Source organism: Bradyrhizobium sp. BLXBL-03, from assembly GCF_051853015.1.
GTDB classification, from domain to species: domain Bacteria; phylum Pseudomonadota; class Alphaproteobacteria; order Rhizobiales; family Xanthobacteraceae; genus Bradyrhizobium; species Bradyrhizobium manausense.
On sequence record NZ_CP182470.1, the window covers coordinates 5025579 to 5041179 of the forward strand.

14 protein-coding genes are annotated in these 15601 nt (G+C 65.3%); 4 read left to right on the plus strand and 10 right to left on the minus strand.

What is annotated here, in order from left to right; all coding sequences use genetic code 11:
- Positions 1–102: 102 nt before the first annotated feature.
- Positions 103–903: a hypothetical protein gene (locus tag ACNJX9_RS24260; RefSeq protein WP_439404537.1), complete on the minus strand. Its 801-nt coding sequence runs from the start codon at positions 901–903 to the stop codon at positions 103–105.
- Positions 904–1010: 107 nt separating this feature from the next.
- Between ACNJX9_RS24260 and ACNJX9_RS24265 the strand changes: the two genes are divergently transcribed.
- From ACNJX9_RS24265 to ACNJX9_RS24275, 3 genes are read left to right on the plus strand one after another with little or no spacing between them, the layout of a single operon-like run.
- Positions 1011–1502 carry a YaiI/YqxD family protein gene (locus ACNJX9_RS24265; protein WP_439404538.1) on the plus strand — a complete coding sequence of 164 codons (492 nt, stop codon included), beginning with the start codon at positions 1011–1013 and terminating at the stop codon, positions 1500–1502.
- Positions 1503–1504: 2 nt separating this feature from the next.
- A complete protein-coding gene (locus ACNJX9_RS24270; RefSeq protein ID WP_439404540.1) occupies positions 1505–3316 on the plus strand; it encodes an ABC-F family ATP-binding cassette domain-containing protein in 1812 nt (603 codons plus the stop codon).
- Between the two features lie 3 nt (positions 3317–3319).
- Entirely contained in the window at positions 3320–4399 is a 1080-nt protein-coding gene (locus ACNJX9_RS24275; protein WP_439404541.1) for a D-TA family PLP-dependent enzyme, read from the plus strand.
- A gap of 90 nt (positions 4400–4489) precedes the next feature.
- Here the strand turns inward: ACNJX9_RS24275 and ACNJX9_RS24280 are convergent, their stop codons facing one another.
- The 8 genes from ACNJX9_RS24280 to ACNJX9_RS24315 form a co-directional block, all read right to left on the minus strand.
- Entirely contained in the window at positions 4490–5728 is a 1239-nt protein-coding gene (locus ACNJX9_RS24280) for an NAD(P)/FAD-dependent oxidoreductase (protein ID WP_439410118.1), read from the minus strand.
- Entirely contained in the window at positions 5725–6642 is a 918-nt protein-coding gene (locus tag ACNJX9_RS24285) for an SDR family NAD(P)-dependent oxidoreductase (protein ID WP_057758140.1), read from the minus strand. Before ACNJX9_RS24285 ends, ACNJX9_RS24280 begins: the two co-directional genes overlap by 4 nt.
- A gap of 119 nt (positions 6643–6761) precedes the next feature.
- On the minus strand, positions 6762–7241 hold the full coding sequence (locus tag ACNJX9_RS24290) for a MaoC family dehydratase (RefSeq protein ID WP_057758142.1): 480 nt from the start codon (positions 7239–7241) through the stop codon (positions 6762–6764).
- A 130-nt stretch (positions 7242–7371) separates the two neighbouring features.
- Positions 7372–9090 (minus strand): AMP-binding protein, encoded by a 1719-nt coding sequence (locus ACNJX9_RS24295; protein WP_439404544.1) that lies wholly within the window; start codon positions 9088–9090, stop codon positions 7372–7374.
- Positions 9090–9980 (minus strand): 3-hydroxyisobutyrate dehydrogenase, encoded by an 891-nt coding sequence (gene mmsB / locus ACNJX9_RS24300; protein ID WP_439404546.1) that lies wholly within the window; start codon positions 9978–9980, stop codon positions 9090–9092. The genes ACNJX9_RS24295 and mmsB overlap by 1 nt, the downstream gene beginning before the upstream one ends.
- Before the next feature lie 23 nt (positions 9981–10003).
- On the minus strand, positions 10004–11074 hold the full coding sequence (locus tag ACNJX9_RS24305; RefSeq protein ID WP_439404548.1) for an enoyl-CoA hydratase/isomerase family protein: 1071 nt from the start codon (positions 11072–11074) through the stop codon (positions 10004–10006).
- Entirely contained in the window at positions 11071–12216 is a 1146-nt protein-coding gene (locus ACNJX9_RS24310) for an isobutyryl-CoA dehydrogenase (RefSeq protein WP_439404549.1), read from the minus strand. The genes ACNJX9_RS24305 and ACNJX9_RS24310 overlap by 4 nt, the downstream gene beginning before the upstream one ends.
- 121 nt (positions 12217–12337) lie before the next feature.
- Positions 12338–13834, minus strand: a complete 1497-nt coding sequence (locus tag ACNJX9_RS24315) for a CoA-acylating methylmalonate-semialdehyde dehydrogenase (protein WP_271603124.1) — start codon at positions 13832–13834, stop codon at positions 12338–12340.
- A gap of 102 nt (positions 13835–13936) precedes the next feature.
- Here ACNJX9_RS24315 and ACNJX9_RS24320 point away from each other — a divergent pair, with 102 nt between their 5' ends.
- Positions 13937–14845 (plus strand): LysR family transcriptional regulator, encoded by a 909-nt coding sequence (locus ACNJX9_RS24320; protein WP_057758154.1) that lies wholly within the window; start codon positions 13937–13939, stop codon positions 14843–14845.
- Positions 14846–14958: 113 nt separating this feature from the next.
- Here the strand turns inward: ACNJX9_RS24320 and ACNJX9_RS24325 are convergent, their stop codons facing one another.
- Positions 14959–15579 (minus strand): TetR/AcrR family transcriptional regulator, encoded by a 621-nt coding sequence (locus tag ACNJX9_RS24325; RefSeq protein ID WP_439404551.1) that lies wholly within the window; start codon positions 15577–15579, stop codon positions 14959–14961.
- Positions 15580–15601 lie beyond the last annotated feature (22 nt).

Sequence of the window (15601 nt, forward strand, 5' to 3'; positions counted from 1 at the left end):
GCGGTCCGCAGGACCGAACCCGGAATCTCGAGGTTCTCAGGTGCGCAATTGCGCACCATAGTTCGATGCTTCGCATCGCCCCGGAATGACAGGGGTGGTTAGCTACGCCGCGGCCTGCTCGCGCGGCTGGTAGATCGCAATGTGCTGGCAGCGTGCAATCGGCGTCGTGCCGTTGGCGACGACCAGCGCGTCGAGCTCGACGAAGCGGTGGCCTTTCTTCTCGTAATTCGCAGTGACCTTCGCCCGCGCGACAATCTCGTCGCCGATGCGTGCGGTCGACAGCAGCTGCATGCGGCTGCCGACATGGATCCATGGGCCGAGGATGGTGTTGTCGACCAGCGCGCGGTTCATCACACGCTGGATCAGGCCGGGATGGCCGAGGCCCTCACGCACGAAAATCGGATCCGTCTCCCTGATGTCGGCGAGATAGTCGCTCGCCGCCTGCCCGGCCCAGCGGCGCGGCGCCGTGCCCAGCCACTTGCCGACTTCGAAGGTCGAAGGGCTGACCGGCTTGCGCTCGGCGATCGCGGGCACTTCGACATAGTCGCCTAGCGACACCGCAGGCGCTGTCGCCGGCAGCGAGGCTGTGCCCGTCGCACACAGCTCGGTGCGGCTGAACACCTCGATCGTCAGCAGGCCGTTGTGCTCGGTGGCGTCCACATCCGCGACCTCGCCGTCATATACCGGCTTGATGAAGCGGGCCTCGACGAGACCGCGGGCAAGAAAATCGCGGCCCCAGCGCGCCACCGGCACGTGCATCATGTAGGCGAAGACATCGACGCCGGGGACCAGCCCGCCGGCAAAGCCGAAGCGGCGCGCCACCGCGTCGTCGTGCATCTTGTTTTCGGACTGTTTGGCGGTGTTGTAGGCCTCGACGCGCCAGGTTTCGAGCCGGTTCGGCATGGCTTTGGCTTCCCCAATATTCTTGTTGTTCAGGGCTGATCGTAGGCCCCGGGGAACAGGGGTCAATCCCCTCGCCTTTGCGGCCCGAATGCGGTACCACGCGGCCAATGACAGACACTTCCACCCGCATCTATGTCGACGCCGACGCCTGCCCGGTGAAGGACGAGATCTATCGCGTCGCGCTCAGGCACCGCGTGCCCGTCAGCGTGGTCGCCGGCAATTTTATCCGCGTGCCGCAGGACCCCCTGATCGAACGCATCGCTGCCGGCGCCGGCATGGACGCGGCCGACGACTGGATCGCAGAGCGGGCGAGGCCCGGCGACGTCGTCATCACGTCTGACATTCCGCTGGCCAGCCGCTGCGTCAAGGCGGGGGCCGACGTGATCGCGCCGAACGGCAAGCCGTTCACGGAGGAATCGATCGGCATGACACTGGCGGTGCGCAATCTGATGACGGATCTGCGCTCGGCCGGCGAGGTCACCGGGGGCCCGCGCTCGTTCGCGCCGCGCGACCGCTCCGCTTTCCTCTCGGCGCTCGACCAGACGTTGCGCCGGATCCAGCGCCGCCGCGCCGATCAGGCTGCTACGAGCCAGGGCTGACGATGGCGCCGCCGCTGATCCAACTCAAGGACATCAAGCTGACCTTCGGCGGCACCCCGCTGCTGTCGGGCGTCGAGCTCAATGTCGCGCCATCCGAGCGCGTCTGCCTGATCGGCCGCAACGGCTCCGGCAAGTCGACGCTGTTGAAGATCGCGGCTGGCCTGGTCGAGCCCGACGACGGCACGCGCTTCGTGCAGCCGGGTGCGACCATTCGCTATCTGCCGCAGGAGCCTGACTTCGGCGAGCACAAGACCCTGCTCGCCTATGTCGAGGCCGGTCTCGCGCCCGGCGACGACCCCTATCAGGCGCGCTACCTGATCGAGCAGCTCGGGCTTACCGGCAGCGAGAACCCGGCGAACGCCTCCGGCGGCGAGGCGCGCCGCGCCGCGCTGGCGCGGGTGCTGGCGCCCTCGCCCGACATCCTGCTGCTGGACGAGCCGACCAACCATCTCGATCTCTCCACCATCGAGTGGCTGGAAAAGGAGCTCGACTCCCGGCGCAGCGCGCTCGTGATCATCAGCCACGACCGCCGCTTCCTCACCAATCTCTCGCGTTCCACCGCCTGGCTCGACCGCGGCAAGATCAAGCAGATCGATCGCGGCTTTGCCGCATTCGAGACCTGGCGCGATGAGGTACTGGCTGAAGAAGAGCGCGACCAGCACAAGCTCGACCGCAAGATCGTCGACGAGGAGCACTGGCTGCGCCACGGCGTCTCCGGCCGGCGCAAGCGCAACGTCAAGCGCCTCGCCAATCTGCATGCGCTGCGCGACCAGCGCCGCAACTATCGCGGCACCGCCGGCACCGCCAGTCTCGCCGCGGCGGAGGCAGAGCAATCCGGCAAGCTGGTGATCGAGGCCAAGGGCATCACCAAGGCGTTTGGCGATCGCGTGATCGTCGACGTCTTCTCCACCCGCATCCAGCGCGGCGACCGGCTCGGCATCATCGGGCCGAACGGCGCCGGCAAGACCACGCTGGTCAATCTGCTCACCGGGGGCATGCAGCCTGACACCGGCACGGTGCGGCTCGGCGCGAATCTGGAGATGGCCACGCTCGACCAGCACCGCGAAAGCCTCGATCCGAAATCGACACTCGCGGAAGCGCTGACCGGCGGCCGCGGCGACCATGTCATGGTCGGCGGCAAGCCCAAGCATGTCGTCGGCTACATGAAGGACTTCCTGTTCGCGCAGGAGCAACGCGGCACCCCGCTGGAGGTGCTCTCGGGCGGCGAGCGCGGCCGGCTGATGCTGGCGCGCGCGCTGGCGAAACCGTCCAACCTGCTGGTGCTGGACGAGCCCACCAATGATCTCGATCTCGAAACCCTCGACGTGCTCGAGGAGATGCTCGGCGATTACGAGGGCACGGTCATCCTGATCAGCCATGATCGCGACTTCCTCGACCGCGTCGTCACCTCGGTGATCGCGCCCGACGGCGACGGCAAGTGGATCGAATATGCCGGCGGCTACAGCGACATGCTGGCGCAGCGCGGTGCGGACCTGAAGCGCGAGACGAGCAAGACGCAGGCGCCAGCGGAGAAGAAAGAGGAGCGTGCTGCGGCCCGCACTGCCACGCCCAAGCGCAAGCTGAGCTTCAACGAGAAGCACGCGCTGGAGACGCTGCCGCAGAAGATGGAGACGTTGCACGCCGACATCGCCAGGCTGCAACGCGTGCTCGACGATCCAAATCTGTACGCCAGGGATCGCAAGACATTCGACGACACATCCGCCGCCATCGCCAAGGCGCATGAAGATTTGTCAGCCGCCGAAGAGCGCTGGCTCGAACTTGAAATGCTTCGCGAAGAGATAGAACAGGCTTAACCCATGACAACGACCCTTGCTGCAAAAATCGCCCGCGAATATGGCACGCCCTGTGCCGTCATCGACATGGACAAGGTCGAGCGCAACATTGCCCGGATCCAGAAGGCCTGCGACGACGCCGGCGTCGCCAATCGCCCGCACATCAAGACGCACAAGAACCCGACCATTGCGAAGATGCAGGTCGCGGCCGGCGCCAAGGGCATCACCTGCCAGAAGATCGGCGAGGCCGAGATCATGGCCAATGCAGGGATCGACGACATCCTGATCAGCTACAATCTATTGGGCGAAGAGAAGATGGCGCGGCTCGGCGCGCTCAATGCCAAGACCAGGATGACCGTGGCGGCCGATAACTCGACGGTCGTTGCGGGCTTGCCGAAGGCCGCCGAGGCGTCCGGCCATCCGCTTTCGGTCGTGGTCGAATGCGACACGGGTCGCAAGCGCGCGGGCGTTGAGACGCCGGCGGAAGCGATCGCGCTGGCGCGCGAGATCGCCGCGTCTAAGGGGCTCGAGTTCGCCGGCTTCATGCTGTATCCGACCGAGACCGGCTGGGCCGATGCGCAGAAATTCTACGACGAGGCGCTGGCCGGCGTACGCGCGCACGGGCTGGACGCAAAAATCGTCTCGACCGGCGGCACGCCCAACCTCGTCAATATCGGCAAGCTCAAGGGCGGCACCGAGCATCGCTTCGGCACCTACATCTACAACGACCGCATGCAGGTCGCAGCCGGCGTCGCCAGCTGGGACGATTGCGCGCTGCATATTTATTCGACCGTGGTGAGCCGCGCGGCCCCCGAGCGCGGCATCCTCGATGCCGGCTCGAAGACGCTGACGTCAGACACCGGCGGGCTCGACGGCCACGGCCTGATCCTCGAGCACCCCGAAGCTAGAATCGCAAAATTCGCCGAGGAGCACGGCTTCCTCGACCTCTCGCGCAGCAACACCCGGCCGAACGTCGGCGACGTCGTCCGCATCGTGCCGAACCATGTCTGCGTCGTCGTCAACATGATGGACGAGGTGGTGATGGTGCGCGGCGATGAGATCATCGGCACGCTGCCGGTGGCTGCGCGCGGGAAGCTGCGGTAAATGCGTCCTGCTCTCTCGAGCGTCATTGCGAGGAGCTCTTGCGACGAAGCAATCCAGACTGTCAGCGCGGAAAGATTCTGGATTGCTTCGCTACGCTCGCAATGACCATGTTGAGCCAGCGAGCCACGCCAACACACCCCTGCCCGCCGCCACACCTGTCGCAAACGAGGCTTGCAGCAGATAGCCGCCGGTCGGCGCTTCCCAATCCAGCATCTCGCCAGCGGCGAACACGCCGGGCAGCTTGCGCAGCATGAAGTGATCATCGAGTTCGTCGAGGGCAATCCCGCCCGCAGTCGAAATCGCGCGCTCGATCGGCGCGACGCCGGTCAGCTGAACCGGAATCGCATTCGCCAGATGCGCCAGCTCCGCCGGCGAGAACGAGGCCAGCTGCCGACCTGATCCGATCGCCGCCTCCTGCATCAGGCCAATACCGACCGGCGACAATTGCGCCGCCTTGCGCAGGAAGTTTGCGAGCGACTGCTTGCCGCGCGTGCCTGACAGCCGCATGGTCAGCGCGGCGGTGTCGAGATCCGGCCGCAGCGCGATCGTCAGCGTCGCCTGCCCGATCCCCAGCACCGCCTCACGCAGCTCCGCCGACAGTGCGTAGATCGCGCCGCCTTCGATGCCGCTGCGCGTGATCATGGCTTCGCCGCGCACAGTGTGCGGACCGACCGTCAGCGCCACGCCTTTGAGCGGCTGACCTTCGAACCGATCCCGAAACACGTCTGACCACGCGACCGTGAAGCCGGAATTCGCGGGCCGAAGCTTTGAGATGGCGATGCCCTTTGCAGCGAGGATATCGGCCCAGCCACCGTCCGAGCCCAGCCGCGGCCAGCTCGCACCGCCGAGTGCGAGCACCGTTGCACCAGCGGCGATGGCAAGCGTGCCGTCCGGCGCGCGAAACTTGAGCCGTCCCTCCGCGTCCCATCCGGTCCAGCGATGGCGAAAGGCGAACTGCACACCCGCCGCATCGAGCCGCCGGAGCCAGCCGCGCAGCAAGGGCGAGGCCTTGAACGTCTTTGGAAACACCCGTCCGCTGCTGCCGACGAAGGTCAGCTGCCCGAGGCCCGCGCTCCAGTCGCGCAGCGCGTCGGGCGGAAACGCCTCGATCGCATCGCGCAAGCGCGGCATCGCCTCCCGGTAACGCGGGAGGAAATCCGCCAGCGGCTCGCTGTGGGTGAGGTTGAGCCCGCCCCGACCCGCCATCAAAAATTTGCGGCCGGCCGACGGCATGGCATCGTAGACGGTGACGCGGGCGCCGCCTTGCGCCAGCACCTCTGCCGCCATCAGCCCGGCGGGACCGGCACCGATGACGGCGACGTCGGTCAGAGCTTGATCCCCGCCCGCACTGCTGCCTGTGCGACATACTTTTGCGTCTGCTCGAACGCACCGGCGAGCGCCTTGGCCTTGGACATGTCGCTGATCTCGGCGAAATGAGCCGCGATCGCGTCCGGGGTCCAGTCGGACTCGGGCAGGTTGATGCCTTCGCTCTCGACGATCTTGATCACGGCGAAGGAGCCGGCGCCGGCACCCATGATGGTGCGGGTCGGCGCGTCCTCGCTCAGCATGTATTCGACCGCCGGCGTGATCGCGTTCGGCTTCATCAGTTGCAGCGCTTGCGGCGGCAGCAGCTCTTCAGTCATGCGGGTCGCGGCGGTCGGCGAGATGATGTTGACGCGGATGTTGTTCTTGCGGCCCTCTTCCGCGAGCACATTCATCAGCCCGACCATGCCCGACTTGGCCGCGCCATAATTGGCCTGGCCGAAATTGCCGTAGAGGCCGGAGGAGGACGTGGTCAGCACGATGCGGCCGTAGTTGCGGTCGCGCATGCCGGCCCACACCGCCTTGCAGCAATAGAAAGTACCGACCAGATGCACGTCGAGCACCTTCTGGAAGTCGGCTGCTTCCATCTTGCCGAACGACTTGTCACGCAGGATGCCGGCATTGGCGCACATGATGTCGACGCTGCCCCACTCCTTGGTGGCGCGCTCGACCATGGTGGTCACCTGCTCGAAGTTCGAGACGTCGGCGCCATCGGCCATGGCGGTGCCGCCGGCTTTGCGGATCTCCTCGACCACGGCCTCTGCCGGCGACAGCGAGCCTCCGCTGCCGTCACGCGCGCCACCGAAATCATTGACCACGACCTTGGCGCCGCGGCTGGCGAGGCCCAGCGCGTGCGCCTTGCCGAGACCATTGCCCGCGCCGGTGACGATGGCTACGCGTCCGTCGAACCTGATTGCCATGAGTGCGCTTCCTGGATGTTAGACCGTCATGGCCAGGCTTGACCCGGCCATCCATCAAAATCGACAGGCTTTTGAGCAGCGATGGGTTGCCGGGTCAAGCCCGGCAACGACGCCTCAAGTCAGGCGAAATAGGTCAGGCCGAGCCACTCGGCGACCAGCGCCGGCTTTTCCTCGCCTTCGATCTCTACCGTCACGTTGGTGCGGGTCTGAAATTCGTTGGGCTTGCGCAGCTTGGCCTCGGCCAGCACAAATCGGCCGCGGACGCGCTTTCCGGAACGCACCGGCGAGATGAAGCGCAGCTTGTCGAAGCCGTAGTTCACGCCCATCGTGGTGCCGGCGATGACCGGCATCACCTCATACGACATGATTGACAGCAGCGACATCGTCAGAAAGCCGTGCGCGATGGTGGTGCCGTACGCCGTCTCCTGCTTTGCCCTCTGGGGATCGACGTGGATGAACTGGTGATCCTCGATCACGTCGGCATAGGCGTCGATGCGGGGCTGGTCGATCAGGTGCCAGGACGACACGCCGATCTCCTTGCCGACCAGGGCCTGATAGGCCTGAAGCGTGATCGGCGGCTTCTTCCAGATTTGGTTCATTGATAACTCCTCATTCCGTCATTCCGGGGCGATGCGGAGCATCGAGTCCGGAATCCATCGCGCCGCAGAGCGTGTTGCGAAATGGATTCCGGGCTCGCGCTTCGCGCGCCCCGGAATGACGAGATCTCACTTAACTATCGCCCCGTGTTCTTGGCAGCTCCGGAAAATCCTCCTCACGGAATTCCCGGCCGCGCAGCGGATCGTCGCGATCGTTGTCGCGTTCGAGCCGTCGTAGCTGCACGCGGCGGATTTTGCCAGAGATCGTCTTCGGCAGCTCGGAGACGATTTCCAGCCGGCGGATGCGCTTGAACGGCGCAAGCCGGGTGTGCAGGTGCTTGAAGATGGAAAGCGCCGTCTCCGGCGTCCGCTCGGCGCCCGCGGTCAGCAGCACGAAGGCCTTGGGAATCGCGAGCCTGATGGGATCGGGGCTCGGCACCACCGCGGCTTCCGCGACGAGCTCATGCTCGAGCAGCACGCTCTCGAGCTCGAAGGGGCTGATGCGATAGTCGGAGGATTTGAACACGTCGTCGGAGCGGCCGACGAAGGTGAGATAGCCGTCCTCGTCTGCGAAGACGACATCGCCACTGCGATAGAGCTCGCCTTCCGCGCCCGACAGCTTACCGTCGTCGCCCTGATAGCCTTGCATCAGGCCGGCGGGACGAGCAGCGCCCAGCAGCAGCGCCACCTCACCTTCCTTGGCTGGATGGCCGTCGGCGTCGCTGACTTGCACACGGTAGCCCGGCAGCGGCCGGCCCATCGAACCAACCTTGATCTTTTGCCCAGGCGAGTTGCCGGCAAGCGCGGTCGTCTCGGTCTGGCCATAGCCGTCGCGGATGGTCAGACCCCAGGCAGCCTGAACCTGGTCGATCACCTCAGGATTGAGCGGCTCGCCCGCGCCGCAGACTTCGCGCAAGGCAACCTTGAACGAGGACAGGTTCTCCTGGATGAACAATCGCCACACCGTCGGCGGCGCGCACAGCGTGGTGACGCCGCAGCGGCCGATGGTGGCAAGCAGGCCCTTCGCGTCGAAGCGCGGCTGGTTGACCACAAACACGGTCGCACCCGCATTCCACGGCGCGAAGAAGCAGCTCCAGGCGTGCTTGGCCCAGCCGGGCGAGGAGATGTTGAGATGGACGTCGCCGGGCTTTAGCCCAATCCAGTACATGGTCGACAGATGCCCGACCGGATAGCTGCGCTGGCTATGCCGCACCAGCTTCGGCTTTGCCGTCGTGCCCGAGGTGAAATAGAGCAGCATCGGGTCGTCAGCGTTGGTCGGGCCGTCGGGCGTGAAACTCACAGGCGCCTTCGCCGCTTCGTCGTAAGCGAGCCAGCCCTCGGACGTCTCGCCCACAACGATGCGCGCGACACCATCGACGCCAAGGCTGGCAAACTTCGCGACCTGATCCTGTGCGGCCACCACCGCCTTCGCCTTGCCGCGATCGAGCCGGTCGCGCAGCTCGTCGGCCGTGAGCAGCGTGGTCGCGGGGATCACGACGACGCCGAGCTTCATTGCGGCGAGCATCGTCTCCCACAACGGAACCACATTGCCGAGCAGCAGCAGGAGGTGATCACCGCGCTTCAGGCCCTGCGCACGGAGGAAGTTGGCGACCTGGTTGGAGCGCTGCGAGAGCGCCGCAAAGGACAGTTTCGTCTGCTTGTCCTGCGCAGCATCGACAATCCAGAGCGCGGGCCGATCCTTGCTCTCCGCATTCGTCGCCAGCTCGGCGTCGAACCAGTCGAGCGCCCAGTTGAAGGGATCAGGATCGGGCCAGCGGAAATCCCTGACCGCTGTCTCGTAATCCGTGCGGTGCTGAAGCAGAAACGCGCGCGCTTCCTGAAATGTCGTCATCAAGATTTCCCGGCCAGCTCCCTAACGTGCTTGATAATTCCGGAAAAATCCACCCCGCCATGGCCGGCTGCGTCGAAAGACTGGTAGATCTCCTGCGCATGCTTGCCGAGCGGCGTCGCCGCGCCGGCGGCCTTGGCGGCGTCCTGCGCCAGGGTCAGGTCCTTCACCATCAGCGCCGAGGCGAAGCCCGGCTTGTAGTCGTTGTTGGCCGGCGAGGTCGGCACCGGGCCGGGAACCGGGCAATAGCTCGTCAGCGACCAGCACTGGCCCGACGAGGTCGAGGCAACGTCGAACAGCGCCTGATGCGAGAGGCCGAGCTTCTCAGCCAACGCAAAGGCTTCGCTCACCGCGATCATGGAAATGCCCAGGATCATGTTGTTGCAGATCTTGGCCGCCTGGCCGGCTCCGGCGCCGCCGCAATGCACGATCTTCTTGCCCATGTTTTCGAGCACGGGCTTGGCTGCCGCGAACGCACCCTCCTCACCGCCGGACATGAAGGTGAGCGACGCGCCCTTGGCGCCACCGGTGCCACCGGAGACCGGCGCGTCCACCGAGAGCACGCCATGCTGGGCCGCAAGCGCATGTGCGGCCCGCGCGCTCTCGACGTCGATGGTGGAGCTGTCGATGATCAGCGCGCCCTTGGTCATGACAGGTACGACCTCGTTCCAGACGGCGAGCACGTGCCTGCCGGCCGGCAGCATGGTGACGACGACCTCGGCGCCTCTTACCGCGCTCGCCGCGCTGTCGGCGATGCTGGCGCCATCGGCCTTGGCCTGATTGCGGGAGGCCTCGACGAGGTCAAAGGCCACGACCTTGTGGCCGGCCTTGACCAGATTGGCCGCCATCGGACCGCCCATGTTGCCGAGACCGATGAATGCGATCGTAGCCATTGTCGTTTCCTCCACTTCGATCATTATTGGTTGAATTTGAGCTCGTCGGCGCCGATCTCGGCAAAATACGGTGCAAGCATCTCCGGCGTCACATCCTCGATGCGCGGCGGCGACCAGGTCGGGTTGCGGTCCTTGTCGATTACCGCGGCACGCACGCCCTCGCGGAAATCATCGCTGCGGAAGACCTCATTCGCGGCGCGATATTCCCGCACCAGGCATTCCTCCAGGCTCGACGCGGTGCGCGCCAGCCGCAGCAGTTTCAGCGTCACCACCATGCCGCGCGGCGATTTTTCGTTGAGCGTCTTGAGCGTTGCCAACGCAAAGTCCGAGTCGGCGCGCTTGAGCGCGGCAAAGATGTCTTCCATGCGGTTGAAGCCGAACAACGCATCAATCACCGGCTCCTTTGCCGCGACCGGCCCCGCGGTCTCGCCGGTCGCAAAACCGTTGATGAGCCTGCTGATATCAGTCGCGGTCGCGCCCGCGCGCACCTTGGTCAGCGCCTCACGCAACTCCGGCAATTTCGCTGCAGGAACCACCCAATCGGCAAATCTCGCGTGGATCGCATCCGGCCCGTTCATGGTCTGGCCGGTCAGGCCGAAGAACGTGCCGATCTCGCCGGGCGAGCGCGACAACAAATAGGTGCCGCCGACATCGGGAAAGAAGCCGAGCCCGACCTCCGGCATCGCCAGCTTCGTCCGATCCGTGACGACCCGATGGCTCGCATGCGCGGACAAGCCGACGCCGCCGCCCATCACGATGCCGTCCATGAAAGCGACATAGGGCTTTGGAAACTTCTTGATCCGGGCGTTGAGGATATATTCCTCGCGCCACAGGATCTTGCCGAGATCGCCGCCAGCCTTCGAGCTTTCCCAGAGCGTGCGGATGTCGCCGCCGGCGCACAGGCCGCGCTCACCGGCGCCTTCCAGCAGGATCACGGCAACGGTGGGATCGCTCTCGAAGCGGTCGAGCGCCTTCTCGATGTCGCGAAACATCTCCAGCGTGACGGCATTGATGGCCTTTGGGCGGTTGAGCCGGATGATGCCAGCCGCGCCCTCGACACGGGCGACCAGATCGCCCTCCTCCACTTCGTTCATCGCGCGCCCTCGATCAGTTTGCGCGCCACGATGAGCCGCATGATTTCATTGGTGCCTTCGAGGATCTGGTGCACGCGCAGATCGCGCACGATCTTCTCGATGCCGTATTCGCTCAAGTAGCCGTAGCCGCCGTGCAGCTGCAGCGCATGGTTGGCGACCTCGAAACCGACATCGGTACCGAAGCGTTTTGCCATCGCGCACAGCATGGTGGCGTCGTGGTCCTTGCGATCCAGTGCGGCCGCAGCCCGCCACAGGAAGGTGCGCGCGGCCTCGAGCTCGATCGCCATATCGGCGAGCTTGAACTGCAAGGCCTGGAATTCATCCAGACGTTTTCCGAACGCCTTGCGCTCCTTCATGTAGGCGCGCGCCTTGTCCAGCGCGGTCTGCGCGCCGCCGAGCGAGCACGCCGTGATATTGAGGCGGCCGCCGTCGAGGCCGGCCATCGCGATCTTGAAGCCGACACCCTCCTCGCTCAGCCTGTTGGCAACAGGCACGCGGGCGTTCTCGAACATCACGGCGCGGGTCGGCTGCGCGTTCCAGCCCATCTTGCGCTCATTGGCGCCGAAGGAGACGCCCGGCGTCTTGCCGTCAATGACGAGGGTCGAGATGCCGCCCGGGCCATCACCGCCGGTGCGCACCATTGCGACCAGGAGATCGGTGCCGCCGGCACCGGAGATGAACTGCTTCTGGCCGTTGAGGACGTAGTGATCGCCGTCGCGCACCGCACGCGTCCGCAACGCCGCTGCATCGGAGCCGGCTCCCGGCTCGGTCAGGCAGTAGCTCGCGATCAGCTCCATCGAGCAGAGCTTTGGCAACCATTGATGACGCTGGGTGTCGCTGCCGAAGGCATCGATCATCCATGACGCCATGTTGTGGATGGAGATGAAGGCCGACGTGGTCGGGCAGCCGGTCGCCAGCGCCTCGAAGATCAACGCGGCGTCGAACCGCGTCATGGCGGAGCCGCCGACATCGTCGCGGATGTAGATGCCGCCCATGCCGAGGGTTGCGGCCTCGCGCATCACATCGACCGGGAAATGCTTCTCTTCGTCCCAGCGTAGCGCATGCGGCGCGATCTTCTCCGCCGCAAACGCCAACGCCATGTCGCGCACCGCGATCTGATCCTCGTTCAGAGCGAATTGCATGCTGGGCTCCTCACCTCCTCGTCATTGCGAGGAGCGAAGCGACGAAGCAATCCAGACTTACTCTGCGGAAAGATTCTGGATTGCTTCGCTGCGCTCGCAATGACGGGCTGGGCAACAGCCCCTACTTCATCAGCGGGATCGAGAACTCCGCACCTTCCTTGACGCCGGACGGCCAGCGCGAGGTCACCGTCTTGGTCTTGGTGTAGAAGCGGACCGAATCCGGACCGTGCTGGTTGAGGTCGCCGAAGCCCGACTTCTTCCAGCCGCCGAAGGTGTAATAGGCGATCGGCACCGGGATCGGCACGTTGATGCCGACCATGCCGACATTCACCTTGGCCGCGAAGTCGCGCGCGGCGTCGCCGTCGCGGGTGAAGATGGCAACGCCGTTGCCGTAATCATGCTCGGACGGCAGCGCCAGCGCCTCCTTGTAGTCGTGCGCGCGCACGACCGAGAGCACGGGCCCGAAGATCTCTTCCTTGTAGATCCGCATGTCCTTGGTGACGTTGTCGAACAGCGAGCCGCCGAGATAGAAGCCGTTCTCGTAGCCCTGCATCTTGAAGCCGCGGCCGTCGACGGCGAGCGTCGCGCCTTCCTTGATGCCGATGTCGATGTAGCTCTTGACCTTTTCGACCGCCTCGCGCGTCACCAGCGGGCCGTAATCGGCCGACGGATCGATCGAGGTGCCGATCTTGAGCGACTCGACGCGCGGGATCAGCTTTTCCATCAGACGGTCGGCGGTGGACTTGCCGACGGGCACCGCGACCGAGACCGCCATGCAGCGCTCGCCGGCCGAGCCGTAGCCCGCGCCGATCAGCGCGTCGACCGCCTGGTCCATATCGGCGTCAGGCATGACGATGGCGTGGTTCTTGGCACCGCCGAAGCACTGGCAGCGCTTGCCGGTCTGGGCGGCGCGCTCGTAGATGTACTGCGCGATCGGCGTGGAGCCGACGAAGCCGATGGCCTTGATATCAGGGTCGTCGAGGATGGCGTCGACCGCTTCCTTGTCGCCATTGACGACATTGAGGATGCCGGCCGGCAGGCCCGCCTCCATCATCAATTGGGCGAGCAGCATCGGTACGCCGGGGTCGCGCTCGGATGGTTTGAGGATAAAGGCGTTACCGCAGGCGATCGCGGGCGCGAACTTCCACATCGGGATCATCGCCGGGAAATTGAACGGCGTGATGCCGGCGACCACTCCCAAGGGTTGCCGCATCGAATAGATGTCGATGCCGGGACCGGCACCTTCGGTGTACTCGCCCTTCATCAGATGCGGGATGCCGCAGGCGAACTCGGCGACTTCGAGGCCGCGCTGGATGTCGCCCTTGGCGTCGGGCACGGTCTTGCCGTGCTCGCGCGCCAGCAGCTCGGCGAGCTTGTCGTAATCGCGCTGCACCAGCTCGACGAACTTCATCATCACGCGGGCGCGGCGCTGCGGATTGGTGGCGGCCCATTCGGGCTGTGCGGCGCGGGCGTTCTCGACGGCGGCGCGGACCTCGGCCTTGGACGCCAGCGCGACCTTGGCCTGGACGTCACCGGTCATCGGCTCGAAGACGTCGGCGGTGCGGCCCGAGGTACCCTTGACCTCCTTGCCGCCGATGAAGTGTCCGATTGAACGCATGGAATGATCTCCTTCAGGCCGAGCTTGGACGCTTTGACAAATCCTATTGACCTGCATTTTATAGGATTCAAGTCTGAGATAATGCACCATAGATGTGCGAAAATGCTGGATCAAGGCGCTATCGACTGGGATGACTTCCGCTTCGTGCTGGCCATTGTGCGGGGCGGCTCGGTGTCGGCTGCGGCAAAGCAGCTCGGCGTCGACCATGCCACCGTGATCCGGCGTGTGGACCGGCTGGAGAAGCATCTCTCGGCCAAGCTGTTTGACCGGCGAAAGACCGGCTATCTCCTCACCGAATCCGGCCAGCGCGTGGCCGACAGCGCCGAGGCGATGGAATCCACCATCGTGGCCAACCAGGAGCAGGTCGGCGGCTCCGTGGCGCGATTGACCGGCACGGTGCGGATCGGCGCGCCCGATGGCTTCGGCACCGCCTTCCTGGCGCCAAGGCTCGCCCCGTTCGCGGACCGCTATCCCGACCTCGATCTGCAACTTGTGGCCACCGCGCGGTTGTTCAGCCTCTCCAAGCGCGAGGCCGACATCGCGATCAGCCTGACCATGCCGAAGGAAGGCCGCATCGTCGGCCGCAAGCTGCTCGACTACCGCCTCGGGCTCTACGCCGCTCCTGCCTATCTCGATCGTTTCCCGAAAATCGTCTCGCGGCAGGACCTGCCGCAGCACCGCTTCGTCGGTTACATCGAGGAGCTGCTGTTCACGCCGGAGCTCGACTATTTGCCGCAGGTGTCGCCGCGGATCTCGGCACGCTTCCGCAGCGCCAATCTGATCGCGCAGCTCAACGCTACGCTCTCAGGCTTCGGCATCGCTGTGCTGCCGCACTTCATGGCGAGCGACTATCCGCAACTCGTGGCGGTGCTGCCCGAGGAGATCTCGATCACAAGGACGTTCTGGATGCTGATGCACGCCGACAGCAAGGACCTGGCGCGGATCCGGGCGGTGGCGGATTATATCGGGGAGATCGTGGAGCGTGAACGGGCGTTGTTTGCGGGGCGATAAAAGACGGGCTCGTAGGGTGGGCAAAGCGAAGTGTGCCCACGCGTTTTTTTTGCGACCGAGAGAGATGGTGGGCACGGCGCTTACGCGCCTTTGCCCACCCTACGGCACCTCGCCTAGTTTTGCTTCGCCTTCTTCGCAGCCGCCACCTTCGGCTCCCGCCTCGCGCCCTCGAGCGCGCTGTCCCGGCCCGCCTTCAGCACCTCATCCGACAGCTCGCTGGAGCCGGCGATGCGCGCCAGCAGCATGGTGCCGGCCATGGTCGCCAGCGTGGCGATCGCCTGCTTGCGCGCGGCCTTGCGCGGAACGTTCGGGATGAAATCGGTCATCATCTCGATCATCTCGTCGAGCTTGCCAGCAAAGGCTTTTCGCGTCTTCGGGCTCTCGCGGGCGATCTCGGCGCCGAGCGCTGGGATCGAGCAGCCCTGGCCGGGATTGTCGCGGTGCAGCGCGGAGAGATAGGTTTCGACGATCTGGGTGAGCTGCTTCTCGGGCGCAACCTGATCGGACTGCTTGCGCCAGTGCTCCATCGAGCGGTCCATGGCGTAGGCAAAGGCTTCGATCACCAGCGCCTCGCGCGAATCGAAATGGGCGTAGAAGCCGCCATGAGTGAGGCCCGCCTCCTTCATGAGGTCGGCAACGCCGATACCATGGGCCCCTTTTTCGCGCAGCCGCACGGAGGCCTTCCTCACGATGCGGTCGTGGGTTTCCTGCTTGTGTTCCCGAGAATAGCGCATGCAGCTCTCATTGGATGTCGGA

What these genes read in the sequence shown, in the direction of transcription:
- ACNJX9_RS24325 (WP_439404551.1), bottom strand. Translation starts at nt 15,579, where the DNA reads ATGCGCTATTCTCGGGAACACAAGCAGGAAACCCACGACCGCATCGTG.
- ACNJX9_RS24290 (WP_057758142.1), bottom strand. Translation starts at nt 7,241, where the DNA reads ATGAACCAAATCTGGAAGAAGCCGCCGATCACGCTTCAGGCCTATCAG.
- mmsB (WP_439404546.1), bottom strand. Translation starts at nt 9,980, where the DNA reads ATGGCTACGATCGCATTCATCGGTCTCGGCAACATGGGCGGTCCGATG.
- ACNJX9_RS24285 (WP_057758140.1), bottom strand. Translation starts at nt 6,642, where the DNA reads ATGGCAATCAGGTTCGACGGACGCGTAGCCATCGTCACCGGCGCGGGC.
- ACNJX9_RS24320 (WP_057758154.1), top strand. Translation starts at nt 13,937, where the DNA reads ATGCTGGATCAAGGCGCTATCGACTGGGATGACTTCCGCTTCGTGCTG.
- ACNJX9_RS24305 (WP_439404548.1), bottom strand. Translation starts at nt 11,074, where the DNA reads ATGAACGAAGTGGAGGAGGGCGATCTGGTCGCCCGTGTCGAGGGCGCG.
- ACNJX9_RS24265 (WP_439404538.1), top strand. Translation starts at nt 1,011, where the DNA reads ATGACAGACACTTCCACCCGCATCTATGTCGACGCCGACGCCTGCCCG.
- ACNJX9_RS24315 (WP_271603124.1), bottom strand. Translation starts at nt 13,834, where the DNA reads ATGCGTTCAATCGGACACTTCATCGGCGGCAAGGAGGTCAAGGGTACC.
- ACNJX9_RS24295 (WP_439404544.1), bottom strand. Translation starts at nt 9,090, where the DNA reads ATGACGACATTTCAGGAAGCGCGCGCGTTTCTGCTTCAGCACCGCACG.
- ACNJX9_RS24310 (WP_439404549.1), bottom strand. Translation starts at nt 12,216, where the DNA reads ATGCAATTCGCTCTGAACGAGGATCAGATCGCGGTGCGCGACATGGCG.
- ACNJX9_RS24275 (WP_439404541.1), top strand. Translation starts at nt 3,320, where the DNA reads ATGACAACGACCCTTGCTGCAAAAATCGCCCGCGAATATGGCACGCCC.
- ACNJX9_RS24270 (WP_439404540.1), top strand. Translation starts at nt 1,505, where the DNA reads ATGGCGCCGCCGCTGATCCAACTCAAGGACATCAAGCTGACCTTCGGC.
- ACNJX9_RS24260 (WP_439404537.1), bottom strand. Translation starts at nt 903, where the DNA reads ATGCCGAACCGGCTCGAAACCTGGCGCGTCGAGGCCTACAACACCGCC.